This is a genomic window from Mycobacterium sp. (assembly GCF_032161845.1).
Taxonomy (GTDB): Bacteria; Actinomycetota; Actinomycetes; order Mycobacteriales; family Mycobacteriaceae; genus Mycobacterium.
The window spans coordinates 30518-50542 of record NZ_JAVRQA010000526.1 but is presented as its reverse complement, the minus strand read 5'-3'; the positions used below and the strand labels follow the sequence as shown (position 1 = coordinate 50542).

Here is a 20025-nt window from a genome sequence, read left to right as displayed (position 1 = left end):
TCAGCCGTCGGCCCTCACCGGCTGCTGGACGATCTCGCCACGGGCCCGGCCGCGCAGCCGGGACTCGATGCGCGTCAGGACGTCGTAGTAGTGCGTTGGCGCCAATCGCGCGAGAGCGTCGAACAGGTGAGCGTCGGGCCCGATCAGGATGCGCGCCTTGCCGCGTTCCACTCCGCGGTGAATGACTTCGGCAGCCTTGGCGGGCTCGGTCATCGTGATCGCGGCGAACTCCTCGACCATCTGTTCGTGGCTGCGGCCCTGCCCCGCCGGATCGTGACGGAACCGGGCGTTGCGCACGATGTTGGTGTTGATGCCACCGGGGTGCACGTTGATGGCCCTGACGCCGGTGCCGCGCAACTCCTGGCGCAGTGAGTCGGTGAACCCGCGGACCGCGAACTTGGCCGCGCAGTACGCGCTCTGAGTCGGCATGCCCACCAGACCGAACACGCTCGAGGTGTTCACGATGGCGCCGAAATCCTGTTCGACCAGGATGGGTAGGAATGCTCTGGTTCCGTTGACGACGCCATGGAAGTTGATGTCCCACAGCCATTCGTCGTCCTCGACGACGGTGTCGAGGACCGTCGACGACACGGCGACACCGGCATTGTTGAACACGGCGCCAAGCGGTGCCGGCGCCCAATCCCTCACCTCCTCGGCGAAGGCCAGCTGATCCTGTGCGTCGCGGACGTCGAGCACCCTGGTCAGGGTCGGACCGCCCAGGGTCGCTTCGGTCTCCTTCAGCGCTCGCTCGTCGACGTCGGCGATGGCGACCGGGCAGCTGTGAGACGAAAGCCGTTGCGCCAGAGCACGGCCGATGCCGGACGCGGCACCAGTGATGACCACGGTGTTGCCACTGATGACGTGCGCGGCGGACTTGCTCATCGAAGTTCCTTCTTTCCCACGGTGGAGTTGTCGAGATGGTCGTTGATCAGGTGGTGCAGGCGACCCCACGCGCCGGCTGCCAAGTCGTGGCCCATGCCTGCGATCGTTTCACGTCGCGCGCCGGGGATCGCCCTGGCGGTAGCGGCGCCCCCGGTCGGATGCACCATCCGGTCACGGTCGCCGTGGATGACGAGCGTCGGAACGTCGATCTGCCGGAGTTCGGCGGTGCGGTCGCCCGATGCGAAGATGGCTGCCAACTGGCGCGTCACACCGGCAGACGTGGGGTCACGGTCCCAGGCGATGCCCGCCTTGTCGCGCACCCACTCCTCGTCGAAGGGGAACCCGTGTGATCCGATGTGTCGGAACATCTTCGCCGCTGCGTCGCATGCCTCGGCTCGGTTGCGGGCCGGCCGCGCGATGGCCATGCGCCACCACGTCGAAGGGGCGGGACGGCCGATGCGTGACGCGCCTGTGTTCGACATGATCGAGGTCAGGGTTCGTACCCGTCCGGGGTGGTGGGCCGCGACGGTCTGGGCGATCATGCCACCCATCGAGACGCCGATGAAGTGCGCGTCACGGTAGCCGAGGGCATCCAGCAGTCCGACGGTGTCGCGCGCCATGTCGCCGAGGTGGTACTGCCGTGCGTCACTGCCGCCGTGCAGGATGGCCCACGGCTTCGGTGCCGGGAAGTCGGCGTGCGTCGACCGGCCCACGTCACGATTGTCGAATCGGATGACCCGGTAGCCGTGTTCCGCGATGCCCGCGGCGAATTCCGAAGGCCAGGTGTGCTTCTGCTGACCTAGGCCGGCGATCAGCACGACCGGCGGGTCGCCCGGATCGCCGAATCCGTCGTGACACAACTCGATCCCACGACCAACGTCGACGATGGCTTCGCCCGTCACGCCGAGACCTGCGCGGCCTCGGCGCTGACCGCATCGGCGATCCGCGGCGCACGGCGGTAGACGACCGCCAACCCGCCACGGCCAGGCGCGGTCGCTACACCGCGGGAGTGCGCAGCTTCTCCTGCGGCATAGGTGGAGCGGAACTCGAACTCGCGCAACAGGGTTCGCAATGTCACCGCCATCTCCATGTTGGCGAAGGCGGCCCCGATGCAGCGCCGGATGCCGCCACCGTAGGGAATCCAGGCATGGTTGTCGGGCGGGTTGCCCACGAACCGGTCCGGATCGAACACCGCGGGATCGGCGAAGTTCCGCTCCGCGGCATGGGCCAGGCCGATGCTCACCATGACGACGTGACGTTCCGGAATGACCCACTCCCCCAGCCTGATTCGAGTCTTGGTCAGCCGCGCGGTCGCATTGATGACGGGCCGGGTGCGCTGCACCTCGAAGATGGTGGCCTGCAGGAGCTCCGAACCGCCTGCGTCGACCTCGTCGGCGAGTCGGCTGAGCAGCCGAGGGTGGCGCCGCAATCGTTCGACCGCCCAGGCCAGGGTGGTCGCGGTGGTCTCGTGACCCGCCGCAAGCAGCGTGAGCAGTTCGTCGGCGACGTGGTCGTCGGAGATCGGCGACCCGTCGTCGTACCGCGCGCGCAGCAGCAGAGCCAGAACGTCGCTGCGCTCTTCGAACCCTGGATCCGTGCGGGCGTCGGCGATGAGTCCCGAGATGATCGCGTCATAGCGTCGGCGCAGCTTCGCCGCCCGGCCTGCCGGACTCCACGGGCCGAGGTCACGCCGCACGGTCGGTGGCAGCACCGCGAGTCGCGACGACTTCAGCACCATTGCGGGCAGCAGTTCGCGCAACTCCTCGAGTGCCGCACCGTCGGCCCCGAAGACCGCCCGCAGAATGGCGTTGAGCGTGATCCGCATCATCGACGGCATGGTGGCGAACTCCTCACCCTCCTGCCACGTCGCGATCTCCCGCAGTACCTCTTCTTCGACGATTTGCTCGTAGCCCTGCATCCGCTTGCCATGGAACGGCGGCACCAACAGCTTTCGGCGCTGCCGATGCGCCGTGCCGTCGAGGCTGAAGGTCGAACCGGGGCCGAGCACGTCGCCGAGAGTGCCCGCGCGGGCGATGAGGTCGGTGTTCATCGTGAAGAGCTCCTTGACCAGCGCGGGATCGCTGATCACCACGGCTTCGCCGAAGATCGGCAGGTTGAGCGTGAACTCGGAGCCGTAGCGCCGTCCCACGGTGGCAACGGCCTTCTCGCGGTTGATCAGGAACGCCAGCCCCTGTAGTGCCTTGGGGATCGGCGGCGCCGGAGGCAGTCGCACCGGATCTGTCGTGGCCACGCCCATGTCCCACCTCCAGTTCGGTACGGAAATGTACCGGCTCGACGGTACGCCTTGGTACCGGACGGCACAAGCCCCTTTCCACACGTGTTGAATAGAGCCTGGCGGGTCCGAGCCGGCCGAGCGGCCAAGCCGCGGTCAGAACAGCGTCGGCTGCGGTTCCACCGCGACGGGCGGCGGCGCCGATGCCACCCGAAACGAGCGGTGATCACCCGTCAACCCGTACTTGGCGATCATCGGCGTCGCCCGCTCGCGCAACTCGTCGCGATAGCTCGCCGGTAGATACGCCCCCCGCCCGTATAGCTGCTGGTACTGGCCAACCAACTCCGGACGCGACCGCGCCAGCCACGCCATGAACCAGCCGCGCGTCGCACCGCGCAGGTGTAGTGCGAACACCGTCGCGCTGGTGGCGCCCGAGGCCGCGATCTGTCCAAGCAACGCGTCGAGGTGCTCGGTCGAATCGGTCAGCATCGGCAGCACCGGGGCAACCATCACGTGACAATCGAGTCCGGCGGCGCGGATCGCCCGGATCAAGTCCAGCCGCGCACGGGGCGTCGGCGTGCCGGGCTCCACGTCCGCGTGCAGGCCGGGATCACCCACCGCCAGGGACACCGCAACGCTGACGTCGACGGTCCGAGCGGCATCGACGATTAGTGCCAGGTCACGCCGCAGCAGCGTGCCCTTGGTGAGGATCGAGAACGGCGTGCCCGAATCAGCAAGTGCGGCAATGATTCCCGGCATCAGGGCGTAGCGCCCCTCGGCCCGCTGGTAGGGATCGGTGTTCGTGCCGAGCGCAACCGTCTCGCGCGTCCACGACCTCCGCGACAGCTCCCTGCGCAACACCTCGGCGACGTTGGTCTTCACCACGACCTGGGTGTCGAAGTCCTCGCCGCTGTCGAAGTCCAGATATTCATGCGTTGGCCTGGCGAAGCAGTACCGACAGGCGTGACTGCAACCGCGATAGGCATTGACGGTGAACCGGAACGGCAGGTTGGTGGCGTTGGGCACCTTGTTGAGGGCTGATTTGCACAACAGTTCATGGAACGTCATGCCCTCGAACTGCGGCGTCCGGACCGATCGCACAAATCCGAGGCGCTGCAGACCGGGCAGAGACCCGTCGTCGACACCGATGCCCTGGCCGTCCCATCGCATGATTTATGCGAACATATGTTCGAATGAAAGTCAATCCACGAGTTTTGACGATTTTTGGTGGGATGAGCAGCGGTTTGTGCAGTAGACTTTGCGGCGGGTGTAAGACACATCCGTTCCTGATGAAAGAAGTAAAACGGTATGGCACAGGGAACTGTGAAATGGTTCAACAGCGAAAAGGGCTTCGGCTTCATCGCCCCCGACGACGGCTCCCCGGATGTCTTCGTCCACTACTCTGAGATCCAAGGCGGCGGCTACCGCTCGCTGGAAGAGGCTCAGCGAGTTCAGTTCGACGTCGGACAAGGTGCGAAGGGCCCACAGGCCACCGGAGTTACCGCGATCTAAGAACTTCACGTTCTAAGGGCTGGCAAGGGAAACCTTGCCAGCCCTTAGTTCGTTGTAGGAGCGGTTTAGCGGCTCGTCACCACTGCCCGAGCTGACACTGCAGGTTGTACGGGGCGTCCTGCTGCACGGCCACCTGACCATCAACGGTGATGTCGCAGTGCGGATTCGGCGCGGCACGGCCACCGTGCGTGGTGCTGCTGACCGTCAGGATCGCCCACTGCGGATCCGCGAGCGTGGTTTCGAACACCCAGGGCTGACCCGCCCCCAGAGTGATCTGTTCCTTCTTCAGGTAGGCGTAGGAGTCGGCGTTGTACGCCTCCTTGCTCGCGGGCTGCGTCACCAGGTAGTAGAGATCGAAGTCCGCATCGCCCGCCGAGGTAAGCGTGTATCGGACCTGGTGCCCGGCTGGCTCGGCGTTCGCCATGGCCGGGCTCACCAGCCCTGCGCCTGCCACCAACGCCGCCACTCCGAGGGCTGCCCCAATCTTGTTCGTTCCTGTTCGCATGACCGTCACATCGCCCGACGGTACCGGATCGTTACGGCGTGCCCCATCGGTCTCCAACGCCGTCGGTCAGAGCTCCAGGAGTACCGTCACCGGACCGTCGTTCACGAGTTCGACGGCCATGTCAGCGCCGAAGACCCCCGTCTCGACATGTGCTCCGAGGTGCCGCAGCGCATCTCCGAAGGCCGTCAGAACCGGTTCGGCGACGGCTCGGGGCGCCGCCGCATTCCACGACGGCCTTCGGCCCTTCACGGTGTTGGCGTAGAGCGTGAACTGACTGACCACCAGGATCGGAGCGTGGGCGTCGGCGGCGGAACGCTCGTGGTCGAGAATCCGCAGTCGCCACATCTTCTCGGCCATCCGGCGGGCGACATCCGCGTCGTCGTCGTGAGTGACGCCGACCAGGGCCAGGAGCCCCTGCCCGGCGGGCGCAATCTCGCCGACCACCGCACCATCCACCAGGACGCGGGCCGAGGTCACCCGTTGCACCAGAACCCGCACGCCCGCCGATGTTGCCATGTGCGTCGGCCGTAGTGGCACACTCCTGGCATGACGGCGCCCGTGGAACCGCGCATCGTCGCAGAGATCGGTGGCCTGGTGATTGCCGAACGTGGGCCGCTCGTCGTCATCGTCGATCGCGGCACAGGGCCGCTGGCGACCGGCGCGTTCGTCCTTGGGGTGCTGGCGTTGGTCTTCGGCGGTTTCGGCGCGGTGAGCCTGATGATCCCGGCGAGCGTGCCCTGGTGCCTCGGCGCCATCTTCCTGGTCGTCGGCATCGCCTTCGCCGGCTTCGCAGTGGCCGCTCTCAGCCGGATCCGCCGGGCGAGGACGCGGCCGCTGAGCGGCTACCGGCCCGTTGCGGTGTTCGACCGTGCCCGTCGGGTGTACGCCGATGCCGATGGCGTCGTGGTGGCGCCGCTCGATCACGTCCGATTCCAGAATCGCATGCAGCTCGCCTCGAGCTCCCCCTCGCTGGTAGCGGTGACTCCAGGCGGTAGCCGGATCATCAAGCGCGGCAACCCGTTCAACGGCGGGATCGGCAATCTGGACGACATCCTGACCGCCGTGGTGTTCAGCCAGCCACGCTGAGCGCTCGCTCGAGCTGTAGGCGTCAGGCCAAGCGGGAGACGATCTCGGCCACGACGGCGTCGGCACCAACGTCGACTTGCTCCCCCGTGCCGAGTTCCTTGACGCCGACGGTTCCCGCCTCGATGTCGCGGTCACCCGCCACCAGCGCGAGCCGCGCGCCCGAACGATCGGCGGCGCGCATCGCGCCCTTGAGTCCACGGTCGCCGTAGGCCAAGTCCACGCGGACACCACAGGCCCGCAGCTCCTTCGCGAGCGTGGCCAGCACCCGCTTGGCCGCGCTCCCGAGTGGCACGCAGTACACGTCGACGCGCGAGGTCTCCCCGACCGACTTGCCCTCGGCCGCAAGTGCCAGCACCGTGCGGTCGACGCCGAGACCGAAGCCGATGCCCGAGAGGTCCTGCCCACCGAGTTGCTTCATCAGACCGTCGTAGCGGCCACCGCCGCCGATGCCCGACTGCGCGCCGAGCCCGTCGTGCACGAACTCGAACGTCGTCTTGGTGTAGTAGTCCAACCCGCGCACCATTCTCGGGTTGATGACGTACGGGACGCCCAACGCGTCCAAATGGGCCCTTACGGTGTCGAAGTGCTGCTGGGCGACGTCGGAGAGGTGATCCAGCATCAGCGGCGCCGCAGCCGTCATCTCGCGCACGTGGGGGCGCTTGTCGTCGAGCACCCGTAGCGGGTTGATTTCGGCGCGACGACGGGTGTCCTCATCAAGGTCGAGGCCAAACAGGAACTCCTGCAACAACTCCCGGTATTGCGGGCGACACGTCTCGTCACCAAGGGAGGTCAGCTCGAGCCGAAACCCTTCGAGCCCGAGCGATCGGAATCCGGCGTCGGCGATGGCGATGACCTCGGCGTCCAGCGCGGGATCGTCCACCCCGATCGCCTCGACGCCGACCTGTTGCAGCTGGCGATACCGTCCCGCCTGCGGCCGCTCGTAGCGGAAGAACGGGCCGGAGTAGCGCAGCTTCACCGGCAACTGTCCGCGGTCGAGGCCGTGTTCGATGACGGCGCGCATCACGCCCGCCGTGCCCTCGGGCCGCAGTGTCACCGACCGCTCGCCGCGGTCGGCGAAGGTGTACATCTCCTTGCTGACCACGTCCGTCGACTCGCCCACACCGCGCGCGAACAACGCGGTGTCCTCGAAGATCGGCAGTTCGACATGGCCGTAGCCGGCGCGGCGAGCAGCGTCGAGCAGTCCGTCACGGACCGCGACGAACTGCGCGGAGTCCGGAGGCAGGTAATCCGGAATGCCCTTGGGCGCCTGAAACTCACTCAACTGTCGAGTCCTTCGAGGAAAGGGTTGGTGCGGCGTTCGGCGCCGATCGTGGACTTCGGGCCATGGCCAGGTAGTACCACGGTGTCGTCATCGAGCACCAACAGTTTTGACACGATCGAGGTGAGCAGGTCGCGGCCGCTGCCGCCATACAGGTCGGTTCGGCCGATCGACTGCTTGAACAGGGTATCCCCGGTGAAGGCCAACTCGGACGGGCCAGAGGCCACCCGGAAGACGACCGACCCGGTGGTATGCCCCGGAGTGTGATCGACGGTGACGGTGAAGCCACCCAGTTCGATCTTGTCGCCGTCGCGGTCGAGTTCGACGACCTGGCGGGGTTCACGGAACATCGTCGACATGGCCAACTGGGCCAGCCGGGGTCCGAACCCCTTGATGGGATCGGTCAGCATGACCCGGTCCTCGGGATGAATGAACGCCGGGCAACCGTAGGTGTCGGCTACCTTCTGGGCCGACCAGATGTGATCGATGTGCCCGTGGGTCAGTAGGACGGCCGCCGGGGTCAGTCGGTTCTCGTCGAGGATCCGACGCAATGGTCCCATCGCCCGTTGGCCAGGGTCGACGATGATGGCGTCGGCGCCCTGCTTGGCCGCCAGCACATAGCAGTTGCATTGCAACATCCCTGCCGGAAACCCCGTGATGAACACGTCGACCAGTTTCCCATCCATCGCATCTCCACCCTATTCAAGGGTCGCGGCACCTCTTCTCAGACATTGCTGGCACACTCGTTGCCGATCACGAATACGAGGAGGACCACGCGGTGCCGACCAACGAACAGCGGCGAGCGACAGCCAAGCGCAAACTGGAGCGGCAGCTGGAACGCCGCGCCGTCCAGGAACGCAGGCGTCGTCTCTTCACCATCATCGGTTCCGCCGCGGGCGTGCTGCTGGTCATCGGCGCCGTCGTCGCGACCGTCATTCTGACCTCGAAGAGTCCCGACACCAACGCGTCGGCCGATACCACCACCTCGACGACCGGCGCGGCACCGACGCAGCCGCCGCCGGGCGGTGCCGCCCTTCCCCCGTTCGTCGCCCCAGCCAACTTGGGCGCCGACTGCGAATACCCGGCGACACCGGGCGAACCCGCCAGCAAGAAGAACAACCCGCCCCATACGGGCAAGGTGCCGACCGAGCCTGCCGAAATCAGCGCCAGCCTGACCACCTCGCAGGGAAACATCGGGCTGCAGCTCGACAACGCCAAGGCGCCGTGCACGGTGAACAGCTTCGCCAGCCTGGCGCAGCAGGGTTACTTCAATGACACTCCCTGCCACCGGCTGACGACGTCACCTGGCCTTTCGGTCCTGCAGTGCGGCGACCCGACCGGCAAGGGCACCGGCGGACCCGGCTACGGCTTCGTCAACGAGTACCCGACCAACCAGTACCAGCCCGACGACCCAGCCCTGCAGTCCCCGGTGGTGTACCCGCGGGGAACGTTGGCCATGGCCAACACGGGAGCGGCCGGATCCAACGGCAGCCAGTTCTTCCTCGTCTTCAAGGATTCGCAGCTGCCGCCGAACTACACCGCGTTCGGCACGATCGACGCGACGGGTCTGGCCACCCTCGACAAGATCGCCGCGGGCGGCGTCGTGCCGGGTGATCGCGGATCAGACGACGGCGCACCGAAGACGTCCGTGCAAATCAAGTCACTCCAGCTGGACTGACGCCGGACCGGGCTGCCGCCGTGACCATCCCGCCTCCCCCGCCGTACGGGGAGTACCCGCCGACACCGCCCGGCCCGGCACCCGGCCCTGGGGGCTACTCGCCGTACTACCCGCCCTACCCGCAGCCGCCGAATACCAACGGCCTGGCGATCGCATCGCTGATTTGCGCATTTCTGTTCTTCCCGCTGGGCATCGTGTTCGGCCACATGTCGCTGTCGCAGATCAGGAAGAACAACGAGGGCGGTCACGGCCTCGCCATCGCCGGGCTGGTGATCAGCTACGTGGTCGCGGTGCTGACCGTGGTGGCCGTCGTCGCCACCGTCGTCTTCGCCAGTTTCCTGGTCCGCATCGCCGAGGACTTCAGCCGGGACCACCCTGGCTCGACCGCCACGGGCCAGCCGCTGCCGAATCAGCCGCTGCCGCCCTTCAAGCCGTCGGCCACCCTCGGCGCAAACTGTCAGTACCCAGCCACGACGGAACCGACCAGCAAGCCGGTCAAGCCGCCGCGGACGGGTCGCGTTCCCACCACGCCCGAGACGGTTGAGGCCACGATCGTCACCAACGACGGCGCGGTCGGCGTCAGCCTCGACAACGGTAAGTCGCCATGCACGGTCAACAACTTCGTCAGCCTGGCTCAGCAGGGTTTCTTCGACAAGACTCCGTGCCACCGGCTCACCACGTCGAGCGCTCTCGGTGTGCTGCAGTGTGGTGACCCGAGTGGTGACGGCACTGGCGGGCCCGGGTATCGATTCCCGAACGAGTACCCGACGAATCAATACCGCCTCGCCGATCCGGCGGTGATGACGCCGGTGGTGTACCCGCGGGGCACCCTCGCGATGGCGAACGCCGGACAGGGCACCAACGGCAGCCAATTCTTCTTGGTCTACAAGGACTCTCAGTTGCCGCCGACGTACACGGTGTTCGGCACGATCGACGCAACGGGCCTGGCCGTCGTCGACAAGATTGCCGCAGGCGGCGTCCAGGACGGCAGCGAGGACGGCAAGCCGGCGACTACCGTCACGATCGAGTCGGTCCGCCTCGACTAGGAATGGATGCGCGGTTGGCCGCGCCGACGATCGCACCCATGAGGCCAGGCACGGCCGCGTCGACCTCGTCGACCCGTAGGCGCTGGTGGGTGTGTCCGTCGATGACCAGCCGCTCCGTGAGGCCCACTTCGCGCAGGACCTTGAAGTGGTGGGCCGCCGTCGACTTGTTGATGCCGTCGTAGAGCAGGGCGCACGGCATCGGCGCTCGGGTGTTCATCAGGCGGCGGATCATCTCGAGGCGGACCGGGTCGGCCAGCGCAACCAGCAACTGCTGCACGCCTGCGACGGGGTTGGTCGGAAAGGCTGGGTCGGGTCCCTGCTCGCCAACCGGCGACGGCGTCACGGTCGTGTCCTCCGTCACCGGCGGTTTGATGTTCATCGAACCGAGCGTACCCTCGAACGGGTTCGATGTCGGTCTAACTCAGTCGGCTAGGGGGGTTCGTGGCAGTGGTCGCAGCAGAACCGCGCGCCGACGAGGCGCAGCGCGGTGCCTACTCCCTGCTGCTGGTCCTGAGCGGCGTGGCCTTGGGCGTATCCGGTCTCCCCGCACCGCTTTACGGCATGTACGAGGAGCAGTGGCACCTCTCACCGCTGGCCACCACGCTGGTCTTCGCCGTCTACGCCGTCGCCGCGCTCGGCGCGGTCCTGGTCTCGGGCAAGGTCTCCGACGTCGTCGGACGCAAACCAGTGCTGCTCGGTGCCCTGGTCGCGATGATCGTCGGGCTCGGCGTGTTCCTGATCGCCGACAACATGGCGATGTTGATGCTCGCGAGGATCATCCACGGTGCCGCCGTCGGCTCGATCGTGGTGGCGGGCGCGGCGGCGCTGCTGGATCTACGCCCCAACCACGGAGTCCGCTCCGGTCAGCTCAGCGGGGTGAGCTTCAACATCGGGATGACGGTCGCGATCGTCGGCTCTGCGCTGCTGGCGCAGTACGCGCCGCATCCGATGCGCACGCCCTACGCGATCGTCGCGGTGATCTGCGCCATCCTCGGCGTCGGCGTCCTCGCCCTTCGGGAACCGCACCAGTCGCGGACCTCCGGGCCCATCCGGATCGCCAGGCCAGCCGTACCCGCCGAGATCCGTGGCGACTTCTGGTTCGCGGCACTCGGCGTGACGGCGTCGTGGTCGGTGCTTGGCGTGCTGCTCTCGCTCTACCCGTCGCTGGCGGCCCAACAGACGCACGTCCACAACCTGGTATTCGGCGGCGCCGTCGTTGGGACGACGGCGTTCTCGGCGGCAATCGCCCAGCTGCTCTCGACCAGGGTTCCCGCCCGCCGGTCCGCGATCGTCGGCGACGTCGGGATGGCGATCGCGCTCGTCCTCACCGTGCCGGTATTGGCAACGCACAGTTGGCCTTTGGTACTCTCTGCGGCGGCAGTGCTCGGCGCGGCGTTCGGTCTCGGCTTCGGCGGCTCGCTGCGACACCTTTCGCACGTCGTTCCGTCCAACCGACGGGGCGAGACGATGTCGGCCTTCTACTTGATCGCCTACACGGCCATGGCGGTGCCGACCATCGTGGCGGGCTGGGCGGCCACCCGCTGGCCGCTGGATGAGGTGTTCCCCTGGTTCGCCTATGCGGTGGCGCTCGCGTGCCTGATCGCGGCGGCCGTCGGGGCGATCACCACACGGAATCGCGGAGAGGGAAGTCAGGCTGCGGACGTCACCCGATAGACGTCGTAGACGCCCTCGACGTTGCGCACCACATTGAGCACGTGGCCGAGGTGCTTGGGGTCGCCCATCTCGAAGGTGAAGCGGCTGATCGCCACCCGGTCGTTCGAGGTCGCGACCGACGCCGAGAGGATGTTGACCTTCTCGTCGGCGAGCACCCGTGTCACGTCGGACAGCAGTCGGTGGCGGTCGAGTGCCTCCACCTGAATCGCGACCAGGAACACCGACGACGGGGACGGTGCCCACTTGACGTCGATGATGCGTTCCGATTGTTGTTGCAACGACGTCGCATTGGTGCAGTCGGTGCGATGCACGCTGACGCCGCCGCCGCGCGTGACGAAACCCATGATGTTGTCGCCTGGCACCGGAGTACAGCACTTCGCCAGCTTGGACAGCACGCCGGGCGCGCCGGGGACGGCCACGCCGACGTCGTCGCTGGTGCGCTGGCGCACCGGCATGGTCGCGGGTGTCGACCGCTCGGCGATCTCGTCCTCGGCCTCGTCGTCGCCACCGAGTTGGGCGAGCAGCCGCTGCACGACGTGACGTGCCGAGACGTGGCCCTCGCCGACGGCGGTGTAGAGCGACGACACGTCGACGTAGCGCAGCTCGCGGGCCAGCGCGGCCATCGACTCGCCGTTCATCAAGCGCTGCAACGGAAGACCACCGCGACGAACCTCGCGGGCGATCGAGTCCTTGCCCGATTCGAGCGCTTCTTCACGCCGTTCCTTGGCGAACCACTGCCGAATCTTGGCCTTGGCCCGCGGCGACACGACGAACGTCTGCCAATCCCGAGACGGGCCCGCGTTCATCGCCTTGGACGTGAAGACCTCGACCACTTCGCCGTTCTCGAGCTTGCGTTCCAGCGCCACCAGACGTCCGTTGACGCGGGCACCGATGCAGCGATGGCCGACCTCGGTGTGCACCGCGTACGCGAAGTCCACCGGGGTCGAACCGGTCGGCAGCGTGACGACGTCGCCCTTGGGTGTGAAGACGAAGATCTCCTGCACCGCAAGGTCGTACCGCAACGATTCGAGGAATTCGCCGGGGTCCGCAGCTTCCCGCTGCCAGTCGAGGAGCTGACGCATCCACGCCATGTCGTCGATCTCGGCGGCGGCATTGTTGGCCGGAATTCCGTTGCGTCCCTTGGCTTCCTTGTAACGCCAGTGCGCCGCGATGCCGTACTCGGCGGTCCGGTGCATGTCGCGAGTGCGGATCTGCACTTCCAGCGGCTTACCCTCTGGGCCGACGACGGTCGTGTGCAGCGACTGGTACACACCGTATCTCGGCTGGGCGATGTAGTCCTTGAACCGGCCCGCCATCGGCTGCCACAGCGAGTGCACCGCACCGACGGCCGCGTAACAGTCCCGGATCTCGTCGCACAGGATCCGGACGCCGACGAGGTCGTGGATCTCGTCGAAGTCACGGCCCTTGACGATCATCTTCTGATAGATCGACCAGTAGTGCTTCGGCCTACCCTCGACGGTCGCATTGATCTTCGAGGTGGTGACGGTGTTGGCAATCTCGGCGCGCACCTTGGCCAGGTAGGTATCCCGCGACGGTGCGCGGTCGGCCACCAGCCGCACGATCTCCTCGTACTTCTTCGGATGCAGGATCGCAAACGACAGGTCCTCGAGCTCCCACTTGACGGTCGCCATGCCCAGCCGGTGGGCAAGTGGAGCAATGACTTCCAGCGTTTCGCGGGCCTTGCGCGCCTGCTTCTCGGGGGGCAGGAAGCGCATGGTGCGCATGTTGTGCAGCCGGTCGGCCACCTTGATGACCAGCACCCGGGGATCGCGCGCCATCGCGATGATCATCTTGCGGATGGTCTCGCCCTCGGCGGCGCTGCCGAGGACCACCTTGTCGAGCTTGGTGACCCCGTCCACCAGGTGGCCGACCTCGACGCCGAAATCGGAGGTCAGCGCTTCCAAGGTGTAGCCGGTGTCCTCCACCGTGTCGTGCAACAGCGCGGCGACGAGCGTCGTGGTGTCCATGCCGAGTTCGGCGAGGATGTTGGCCACCGCCAGCGGATGGGTGATGTAGGGATCGCCCGACCGACGCAACTGGTCGGCGTGCCGCAGCTCGGCCACCTCGTAGGCGCGCTGCAGGAGCGCCAGGTCGGCCTTCGGGTAGACCTCCCTGTGCACTGCCACCAGCGGTTCGAGGACCGGGTTCACCGCACTGCGCTGCGACGTCATCCGCCGGGCAAGTCGGGCTCGCACCCGTCGCGACGCGCTCGACGACGTCTTGTTGTTCTCGGGTGCGACCGCGTCGGGCGCGATGATGGGCATCGGCTGCGTTTGGGTCAACGCATGATCGTCCGCCACGGTGCTCACCTCCTGCCCCACGCCGGTACTCGTCGAGGATATCCCTGCTAGGTCACGTACAGGCTGGTGACCGCAAGGTCTGGCAGCTTTGCCCGGCCGCCGAGAGCGGCCAGTTCCAGCACGACCGCGGTGCCCGTGATCGTCGCGCCGGCCGTCCGCAGCAGCTTGGCGGCCGCGGCCAACGTGCCTCCGGTGGCCAGAACGTCGTCGATCAGCAGAACGCGCAAGCCCGCCAGTTCCATCCCGTCGGCCGGAATCTCCAGCGTCGCAGCGCCGTATTCCAGGTCGTAGGTCTCGCTGTGCACCGGGGGCGGCAGTTTGCCTCCCTTGCGCACCGCGAGCACACCCGTGCCGAGCCGGGTCGCGACGGCCGCTCCCAGCAGAAAGCCGCGGGCATCGATACCGGCCACCAGGTCCACGTCATCGGCGACCGCGGCGAGCGCGTCGGTCACGACCGCGAGACCCCGCGCGTCGGCGAGCACCGGAGTGAGGTCCTTGAACTGGATGCCGGGTTCCGGGAAGTCCGGCACCTCGCGCATCAACGATTCGATCACCGCAGCCACGTCGGTGATCTGACCCGGGTCGCTCATCGGGCCAGCGTCCAACGGTCCATGTTCCACCCTGCACCCCATCGCGTCGGATTGCCGTTGACGGCCGTCATCTTCGTCGATACGAGCAGAGTTCGCTGCTGACGGTAGAGCGGAAGGGTGGGCATGTCGCCCCACAGTACGGGTGCACCCTGACCCAACAGACGGGCGAGCTCCTTCGGATCCGACGTGACGGCCAGCGCGCCGATGACACCGTCGACCTGCTCGTTGGCATAGCCGGACAGGTTGTTGCCGTTGCCGCTGTACAGATCGTAGGCGTCCATCGCCGACGATCCCGTCGACCCACTGCCTGCCGCACCGCCCGTGCTTGCGAGGAGTACGTCGATCTGATTGTCGCGCAAGGCTTGTGGGCCGACCGTATCCGCCGCCGCGTCCTGAACGGTGATGCCCGCAGGCGCACACGCCCTGGCGATGGCGCCGACGGTGGCGGCCAGCCGCGCGTTGGGGCTCTGATAACCGATGCGGACGACCAAGGGCGCACCACCGATGGCGTCCCGCGCGGCCGCCGGGTTGGATGTGCCGTACTGGCCACGTTCTGCCGCACTCTCGGCGGCGGTGATCGAATCCTCCGCGGTCGGGTTCAGCCGACTGTTCGCGATCGGCACCTCCGCGTTCTGCGCGATCTGATCCCGCGGCGTGCACAGCGCCACCGCACGTCGCGCCGCCGGATCCAGCAGCGGCCCGCTCGGCGCGAAGATGAGTTGCTCGATGCCTGCCGACGGGCTGTCGGACCGCACGTAGTCGTCGGAGTGGGTCAGCGATCCCGACGAGCCTGCGGCGATGTCGACGACGTCGTAGTCACCCGCATTCAGGCGCTCCTGCACGTCGGCGCCACGCGGCCACACGGTGATCCTTTCGGTGACGGGCTTGGTTCCCCACCACTTGTCATTGGCCACCAGCACGACGGCGCCGTCGTTACTCACCGAGCTCAGCTTGTACGGCCCCGACGACGGGAAGCGCTTCAGATCCAGATCGGGGGTGAGGTTCCAGGTGGTGTTCCACAGTTGCGCGATGCGCCCGATCGTGGGCAGATCACCGGCCTGAAGGGCCGCGGTGACCGCGCCATCCCCCGCGCCGAGTTCGTCGGCAATGACGTGCGACGGCATCATCGTCGTCGCGGCGAACAACTGGCCGAAGTCGACGAACCCACGATCCTGGGCGAACGACACCCTGGCCTTCTTCTGCCCCGGTGCACAGTCGACGCCTGCCACGTCACCGTAGCCAGCCCGGCTCGCGGCATCGAACCCCGGGAATCGACCGGACTGCGCCGCCCACGCCAGCACCATGTCGTCACAGGTGACCGGTTTCCCATCCGAATACACGGCGTCGTCGCTGATGACGTAGTCCAACACCAGCGGCGCGCGACCGACCACGGAGATGGTGCCGAAGTCGCGGTCTCCGACGATCTGCCCTTCCGGGCCGTGGTAGTTGAAGCCCGTCAACACGCGTGCGAACGCCTGCGGACCTGCCGACGAGGCGCCGACCACGGTCGTGGTGTTGTAGGTGACCAACGTCCCGTCGACGGCGTAGTTGATCTCGCCGGCGGGTCCGTCCGCGCACGCGGACACACCGAGAATGCCGACCAGGGAAGCCACTGCCGCCAGGATTGCGGCCCCGCGGGGGCGGGCAATCATCGAGGCTTACCGCCTGGTGTTCCGCTTACCCGACGGCCTACCGGTGGGACGGCTCGGCTTCGCACCCACTATCGGCTTGTCCGGAGCCGGAGTGGCCGCGACCGATACCTTCTCTGGTTCGGCAGCGGTCGCCGAGTCCGTCGTAGAGCTCGAGGCCTTCGCCGACGAACCCTTGCGCCGGTTGTTGACGCGACGGGTGTGGGTCCGCACCAGCTCGGTGCGCTCCCGCATGGCCACCAGCAGTGGCGTGGCGAAGAAGATCGACGAGTACGTACCGACGATGACGCCGACGAGTTGCACGATGGCGAGATCCTGCAGTGTGCCGACACCGAGCAGCCAGACGGCGACCACGATCAACGCGAGGATCGGCAGCACCGAGATCAGGCTGGTGTTGATGGATCGCATGAAGGTCTGGTTGATCGCCAGGTTGGCCTGTTCGGCGAACGTCCTTCGGGTGGTGTGCTCGAACCCGTGGACGTTCTCCTCGACCTTGTCGAACACGATGACCGTGTCGTACAGCGAGAAGCCCAGAATCGTCAACAGACCGATCACCGTGGCAGGCGTGACCTCGAACCCGACGAGTGAGTACACCCCAGCGGTGGTGACGAGGTCGAACACCAGCGCAGCCAGGGCGGCGACCGCCATGTACCGCTCATACCGCACCGCGATGTACGCGGCGACGAGCACCAGGAACACCGCCAGCGCGATGAGCGCCTTCTGGGTGATCTGGCCGCCCCACGTCTCCGACACCTTCGAGTCGCTGATCGCGGCCTTGGCCGGCTGACCGTCGGACCCCTTGGGCTGGAAGGCGTCGAACAAACCCGTCCGGAGCTTCTCGATGTCGGGTTCGCTCAGCGTCTCGGCACGGATCTGGATCGTCGCCGAACCGCCGTTGCCGACCTGCACGACGGATTCCGGCGCCTTCCCGAGGGTCTTGCTGAAGACGTCCTCCGCCTGCTGCGTCGTTACCTGACCCTGGGCTCCGGCGGCCGGCAGCGACACCTTGGTGCCACCCTCGAAGTCGATGCCGAAGGTGAAGCCGCGCAGGATGATGCTGATGAGCGCGATCGCGAAGATCGCGGCGCTGATGCCGAACCACAGCTTGCGCTTGCCGACGACGTCGAACGCGCCGGTGCCCGTGTAAAGGCGGACGAAGAAGCCGTGCCGGGGCGCCGCGGAGACGGCGGTACCCAGTTCCTCGGCAGCCGACGCATCGTCGAGCTCGAGTGCCTGAGCCTCGTCCGACACGTCATCGACGTCGTCATTGGACTGGTGCTTGGCCATGTCGCTAACTCCCTCCCGCTGATGTGGCGGCGGCCCGGCGTTCGCGCGCAATCTGCTGCACCGCACCGAGACCGTTGAATGCCGGCTTGGACAACATCGTCGACTTGGACGACAGGTACACCAGCGGCCACGTCACCAGGAACACCACGACCACGTCGAGGATGGTGGTCAAGCCCAAGGTGAACGCGAAGCCCTTCACCTGCCCGATGGCCAGGACGTACAGCACCGCGGCGGATAGGAAGCTCACCGCGTTGCCTGACAGGATCGTCTTGCGCGCCCGTGCCCAACCTCGCGGCACCGCGGACCGGAAGGACCGTCCCTCCCGGATCTCGTCCTTGATGCGCTCGAAGAACACCACGAACGAGTCTGCGGTGGTGCCGATGCCGATGATCAGACCGGCGATGCCCGCCAGGTCGAGGGTGTAACCGATGTATCTGCCGAGCAGCACCAGGATCGCGAAGACCATCGCACCCGAGGCCACCAGCGACAGCGCCGTCAGGAGGCCGAGCACGCGATAGTAGAGCAGCGAGTACACCAGAACCAGCGCCAAACCGATCCCGCCCGCGATCAGGCCTGCCCTAAGCGACGTCAAACCCAGTGTGGCAGAAACCGTTTCAGCTTCCGAGGATTCGAACGACAAAGGCAGCGAGCCGTACTTCAGCACGTTGGCGAGTTCACGGGCCGAGTCCTGGGTGAACTGACCGGTGACCTGCGTGCGGCCGCCGGGAATCGCCTCGTTGATCTGGGGGGCACTCACCACCTGCGAGTCGAGGGTGAAGGCCGTCTGCGTGCCCACGTTGGCGGCGGTGAAGTTCGCCCAGATGTCGGCGCCCTCGCTCTTGAACTGCAGGTCGACGACGTACTCGCCGCGCTGCTGATCGAGACCCGAAGACGCACTTTCGATCTGCTCACCGCTGATGATCGACTTGTCGAGCAGATACACCTGCTTGTGGTCCTGCGAACAGGTGACCAGTGGCAGGTTCGGATCGTCGTTGCCCGCCAGCACGTCCTCGTCGTTGCAGCGGGTGGCCTGGAACTGCAAGGCCAAGATCTGGATCTGCTGATCGGCACTCTGGCGGAGCGCCTTCTCGTCGGAGATGCGCTGCGCCAGATCGGCCCGCGGGTTGGGCGGACCGGGGGCGGGGGCCGGTGCGGGACCAGGCGCGGGCGCTGGGGTCGGCGCGGGCGTCGGGGTCGGTGCCGGCTCCTCGGGATAGGGCCGCGGCTGCGGAGCAGGCGCTTCGGGAGCTGGACTCCCGGCAGCGGGCGGCGCAGGAGGCAGCGGCATCCCGGGGGGCGCACCAGGTGATCCGGGCACTCCGGGTACGCCTGGCATTCCGCCAGGGGCGCCGGGAACTCCGGGTGGCGCGCCGGCGGGCCCCTGCCCCGGAGGAGGCTGCGGGGCACCTGCCGGGATGGAGTGAATCACGGGCCGGATGTAGAGCCGTGCCGTCTGTCCGAGGTTGCGCGCCTCGTTGCCGTCATTGCCGGGCACCGTGATGACGAGGTTGTCGCCGTCGACCACGACCTCCGAGCCCGAGACGCCGAGCCCGTCGACTCGGGAGCTGATGATCTCCTGCGCCTGAGCCAGGGATTCACGGGTGGGAGGTGAGCCGTCCGGGGTGCGGGCGGTGAGGGTGACCCGGGTGCCACCCTGCAAGTCGATGCCCAGCTTGGGCTTGGCTTGCTTGTCTCCGGTCAAGAACACCAGCAGGTAGGCGCCGATGAGTAGAACCAGAAAAAGCGTCAGGTAGCGGTAGGGATGCACCGGCGCCGAAGGCGATGCCACGTTCTTGGTTCTCCTCAGATCGGTACGTCAACCCGCAAAGAGTACGGGGTTGCGCTGTGTGCCCCGCCGTCAGTCTTTGGTGAGCCGGTCCGGGTCGGCCTTGACCTCGGTCCCGGTGCTCGGAGAGTCGAGTTCCTGCGCCGTCGAAGCCTCGTCGGCGTCGTCCTCGTATTCGTCGTCGTCGAGGTCCTCATCGTCGGACACGACTTCCTTGACGGCCACCTTGAGCATGGTGACGACGACGCCAGGTGCCAGCTCGACGTCGACCTTCGAGTCAGCGACGTCGGTGATGGTGCCGAAGAGGCCCGCGGTCGTCATGATCTCGTCGCCGACGGCCAGTGAGTCGTGCAGATTGATCGTCGCCTGCATGGCCTTCTTCTGACGCCGAGACGCGAAGAACATGAACGCGCCCATGATCACGAGCAGGGGTACGAAGATGGCGAGATCCATGGCAACTCTGACTTTCGTATCGTTATTTCGGTGATGACGCCCCG

At 66.9% G+C, this 20025-nt stretch carries 20 protein-coding genes; 5 read left to right on the top strand and 15 right to left on the bottom strand.

Annotated elements, in window-relative coordinates; translation table 11 throughout:
• The 4 genes from QOD90_RS29255 to QOD90_RS29240 form a co-directional block, all read right to left on the bottom strand.
• Window positions 1–882, bottom strand: a complete 882-nt coding sequence (locus QOD90_RS29255) for an SDR family NAD(P)-dependent oxidoreductase (protein ID WP_526355695.1) — start codon at window positions 880–882, stop codon at window positions 1–3.
• Entirely contained in the window at window positions 879–1784 is a 906-nt protein-coding gene (locus QOD90_RS29250) for an alpha/beta fold hydrolase (RefSeq protein WP_526355693.1), read from the bottom strand. The genes QOD90_RS29255 and QOD90_RS29250 overlap by 4 nt, the downstream gene beginning before the upstream one ends.
• Window positions 1781–3139 (bottom strand): cytochrome P450, encoded by a 1359-nt coding sequence (locus QOD90_RS29245; protein ID WP_526355691.1) that lies wholly within the window; start codon window positions 3137–3139, stop codon window positions 1781–1783. The genes QOD90_RS29250 and QOD90_RS29245 overlap by 4 nt, the downstream gene beginning before the upstream one ends.
• A 132-nt stretch (window positions 3140–3271) precedes the next feature.
• On the bottom strand, window positions 3272–4285 hold the full coding sequence (locus QOD90_RS29240; RefSeq protein ID WP_526355689.1) for an Rv2578c family radical SAM protein: 1014 nt from the start codon (window positions 4283–4285) through the stop codon (window positions 3272–3274).
• Between the two features lie 138 nt (window positions 4286–4423).
• On the opposite strand from QOD90_RS29240, the gene QOD90_RS29235 reads away from it, so the two are divergent.
• Window positions 4424–4627: a cold-shock protein gene (locus tag QOD90_RS29235; protein WP_056548397.1), complete on the top strand. Its 204-nt coding sequence runs from the start codon at window positions 4424–4426 to the stop codon at window positions 4625–4627.
• Window positions 4628–4703: 76 nt separating this feature from the next.
• Here the strand turns inward: QOD90_RS29235 and QOD90_RS29230 are convergent, their stop codons facing one another.
• Together QOD90_RS29230 and dtd are read right to left on the bottom strand one after the other, a co-directional pair.
• On the bottom strand, window positions 4704–5132 hold the full coding sequence (locus QOD90_RS29230) for an Rv2576c family protein (RefSeq protein ID WP_526355687.1): 429 nt from the start codon (window positions 5130–5132) through the stop codon (window positions 4704–4706).
• Window positions 5133–5198: 66 nt separating this feature from the next.
• The gene (gene dtd, locus QOD90_RS29225; RefSeq protein WP_526355725.1) at window positions 5199–5630 is read right to left on the bottom strand and encodes a D-aminoacyl-tRNA deacylase; all 432 of its coding nucleotides are present in this window, start codon (window positions 5628–5630) and stop codon (window positions 5199–5201) included.
• 48 nt (window positions 5631–5678) lie between these two features.
• Here dtd and QOD90_RS29220 point away from each other — a divergent pair, with 48 nt between their 5' ends.
• Window positions 5679–6218: a hypothetical protein gene (locus tag QOD90_RS29220; RefSeq protein ID WP_526355685.1), complete on the top strand. Its 540-nt coding sequence runs from the start codon at window positions 5679–5681 to the stop codon at window positions 6216–6218.
• Window positions 6219–6240: 22 nt separating this feature from the next.
• Here the strand turns inward: QOD90_RS29220 and hisS are convergent, their stop codons facing one another.
• Both hisS and QOD90_RS29210 read right to left on the bottom strand, forming a co-directional pair.
• Window positions 6241–7500 (bottom strand): histidine--tRNA ligase, encoded by a 1260-nt coding sequence (gene hisS, locus QOD90_RS29215; protein ID WP_526355683.1) that lies wholly within the window; start codon window positions 7498–7500, stop codon window positions 6241–6243.
• Entirely contained in the window at window positions 7497–8162 is a 666-nt protein-coding gene (locus QOD90_RS29210) for an MBL fold metallo-hydrolase (protein ID WP_526355723.1), read from the bottom strand. The genes hisS and QOD90_RS29210 overlap by 4 nt, the downstream gene beginning before the upstream one ends.
• 113 nt (window positions 8163–8275) lie before the next feature.
• On the opposite strand from QOD90_RS29210, the gene QOD90_RS29205 reads away from it, so the two are divergent.
• On the top strand, window positions 8276–9175 hold the full coding sequence (locus QOD90_RS29205) for a peptidylprolyl isomerase (RefSeq protein WP_526355681.1): 900 nt from the start codon (window positions 8276–8278) through the stop codon (window positions 9173–9175).
• Between the two features lie 26 nt (window positions 9176–9201).
• Window positions 9202–10221, top strand: coding sequence for a peptidylprolyl isomerase (locus QOD90_RS29200; RefSeq protein ID WP_526355721.1), 1020 nt, complete (start codon window positions 9202–9204; stop codon window positions 10219–10221).
• On the opposite strand, the gene QOD90_RS29195 is transcribed toward QOD90_RS29200, so the two are convergent.
• Window positions 10193–10600 (bottom strand): ArsR/SmtB family transcription factor, encoded by a 408-nt coding sequence (locus QOD90_RS29195; protein ID WP_526355679.1) that lies wholly within the window; start codon window positions 10598–10600, stop codon window positions 10193–10195. The genes QOD90_RS29200 and QOD90_RS29195 overlap by 29 nt on opposite strands.
• 68 nt (window positions 10601–10668) lie before the next feature.
• Here QOD90_RS29195 and QOD90_RS29190 point away from each other — a divergent pair, with 68 nt between their 5' ends.
• Window positions 10669–11895, top strand: a complete 1227-nt coding sequence (locus QOD90_RS29190) for an MFS transporter (RefSeq protein ID WP_526355719.1) — start codon at window positions 10669–10671, stop codon at window positions 11893–11895.
• On the opposite strand, the gene QOD90_RS29185 is transcribed toward QOD90_RS29190, so the two are convergent.
• From QOD90_RS29185 to yajC, 6 genes are all read right to left on the bottom strand, one after another.
• Window positions 11871–14180: a RelA/SpoT family protein gene (locus QOD90_RS29185; protein WP_526355717.1), complete on the bottom strand. Its 2310-nt coding sequence runs from the start codon at window positions 14178–14180 to the stop codon at window positions 11871–11873. The two genes, QOD90_RS29190 and QOD90_RS29185, sit on opposite strands and share 25 nt — an antisense overlap.
• An 83-nt stretch (window positions 14181–14263) precedes the next feature.
• Window positions 14264–14788, bottom strand: coding sequence for an adenine phosphoribosyltransferase (locus QOD90_RS29180; RefSeq protein ID WP_526355715.1), 525 nt, complete (start codon window positions 14786–14788; stop codon window positions 14264–14266).
• 14 nt (window positions 14789–14802) lie between these two features.
• Window positions 14803–16458 carry an ABC transporter substrate-binding protein gene (locus QOD90_RS29175; protein WP_526355677.1) on the bottom strand — a complete coding sequence of 552 codons (1656 nt, stop codon included), beginning with the start codon at window positions 16456–16458 and terminating at the stop codon, window positions 14803–14805.
• A 6-nt stretch (window positions 16459–16464) separates the two neighbouring features.
• Entirely contained in the window at window positions 16465–17742 is a 1278-nt protein-coding gene (gene secF, locus QOD90_RS29170) for a protein translocase subunit SecF (protein WP_526355675.1), read from the bottom strand.
• Window positions 17743–17746: 4 nt separating this feature from the next.
• A complete protein-coding gene (gene secD, locus QOD90_RS29165; RefSeq protein ID WP_526355673.1) occupies window positions 17747–19531 on the bottom strand; it encodes a protein translocase subunit SecD in 1785 nt (594 codons plus the stop codon).
• A gap of 69 nt (window positions 19532–19600) precedes the next feature.
• Window positions 19601–19981: a preprotein translocase subunit YajC gene (gene yajC, locus QOD90_RS29160; RefSeq protein WP_526355671.1), complete on the bottom strand. Its 381-nt coding sequence runs from the start codon at window positions 19979–19981 to the stop codon at window positions 19601–19603.
• Window positions 19982–20025: the final 44 nt, after the last annotated feature.

What these genes read in the sequence shown, in the direction of transcription:
- QOD90_RS29255 (WP_526355695.1), bottom strand. Translation starts at nt 882, where the DNA reads ATGAGCAAGTCCGCCGCGCACGTCATCAGTGGCAACACCGTGGTCATC.
- QOD90_RS29245 (WP_526355691.1), bottom strand. Translation starts at nt 3,139, where the DNA reads ATGGGCGTGGCCACGACAGATCCGGTGCGACTGCCTCCGGCGCCGCCG.
- QOD90_RS29240 (WP_526355689.1), bottom strand. Translation starts at nt 4,285, where the DNA reads ATGCGATGGGACGGCCAGGGCATCGGTGTCGACGACGGGTCTCTGCCC.
- QOD90_RS29235 (WP_056548397.1), top strand. Translation starts at nt 4,424, where the DNA reads ATGGCACAGGGAACTGTGAAATGGTTCAACAGCGAAAAGGGCTTCGGC.
- QOD90_RS29230 (WP_526355687.1), bottom strand. Translation starts at nt 5,132, where the DNA reads ATGCGAACAGGAACGAACAAGATTGGGGCAGCCCTCGGAGTGGCGGCG.
- QOD90_RS29220 (WP_526355685.1), top strand. Translation starts at nt 5,679, where the DNA reads ATGACGGCGCCCGTGGAACCGCGCATCGTCGCAGAGATCGGTGGCCTG.
- QOD90_RS29195 (WP_526355679.1), bottom strand. Translation starts at nt 10,600, where the DNA reads ATGAACATCAAACCGCCGGTGACGGAGGACACGACCGTGACGCCGTCG.
- QOD90_RS29185 (WP_526355717.1), bottom strand. Translation starts at nt 14,180, where the DNA reads ATGCCCATCATCGCGCCCGACGCGGTCGCACCCGAGAACAACAAGACG.
- QOD90_RS29175 (WP_526355677.1), bottom strand. Translation starts at nt 16,458, where the DNA reads ATGATTGCCCGCCCCCGCGGGGCCGCAATCCTGGCGGCAGTGGCTTCC.
- secF (WP_526355675.1), bottom strand. Translation starts at nt 17,742, where the DNA reads ATGGCCAAGCACCAGTCCAATGACGACGTCGATGACGTGTCGGACGAG.
- yajC (WP_526355671.1), bottom strand. Translation starts at nt 19,981, where the DNA reads ATGGATCTCGCCATCTTCGTACCCCTGCTCGTGATCATGGGCGCGTTC.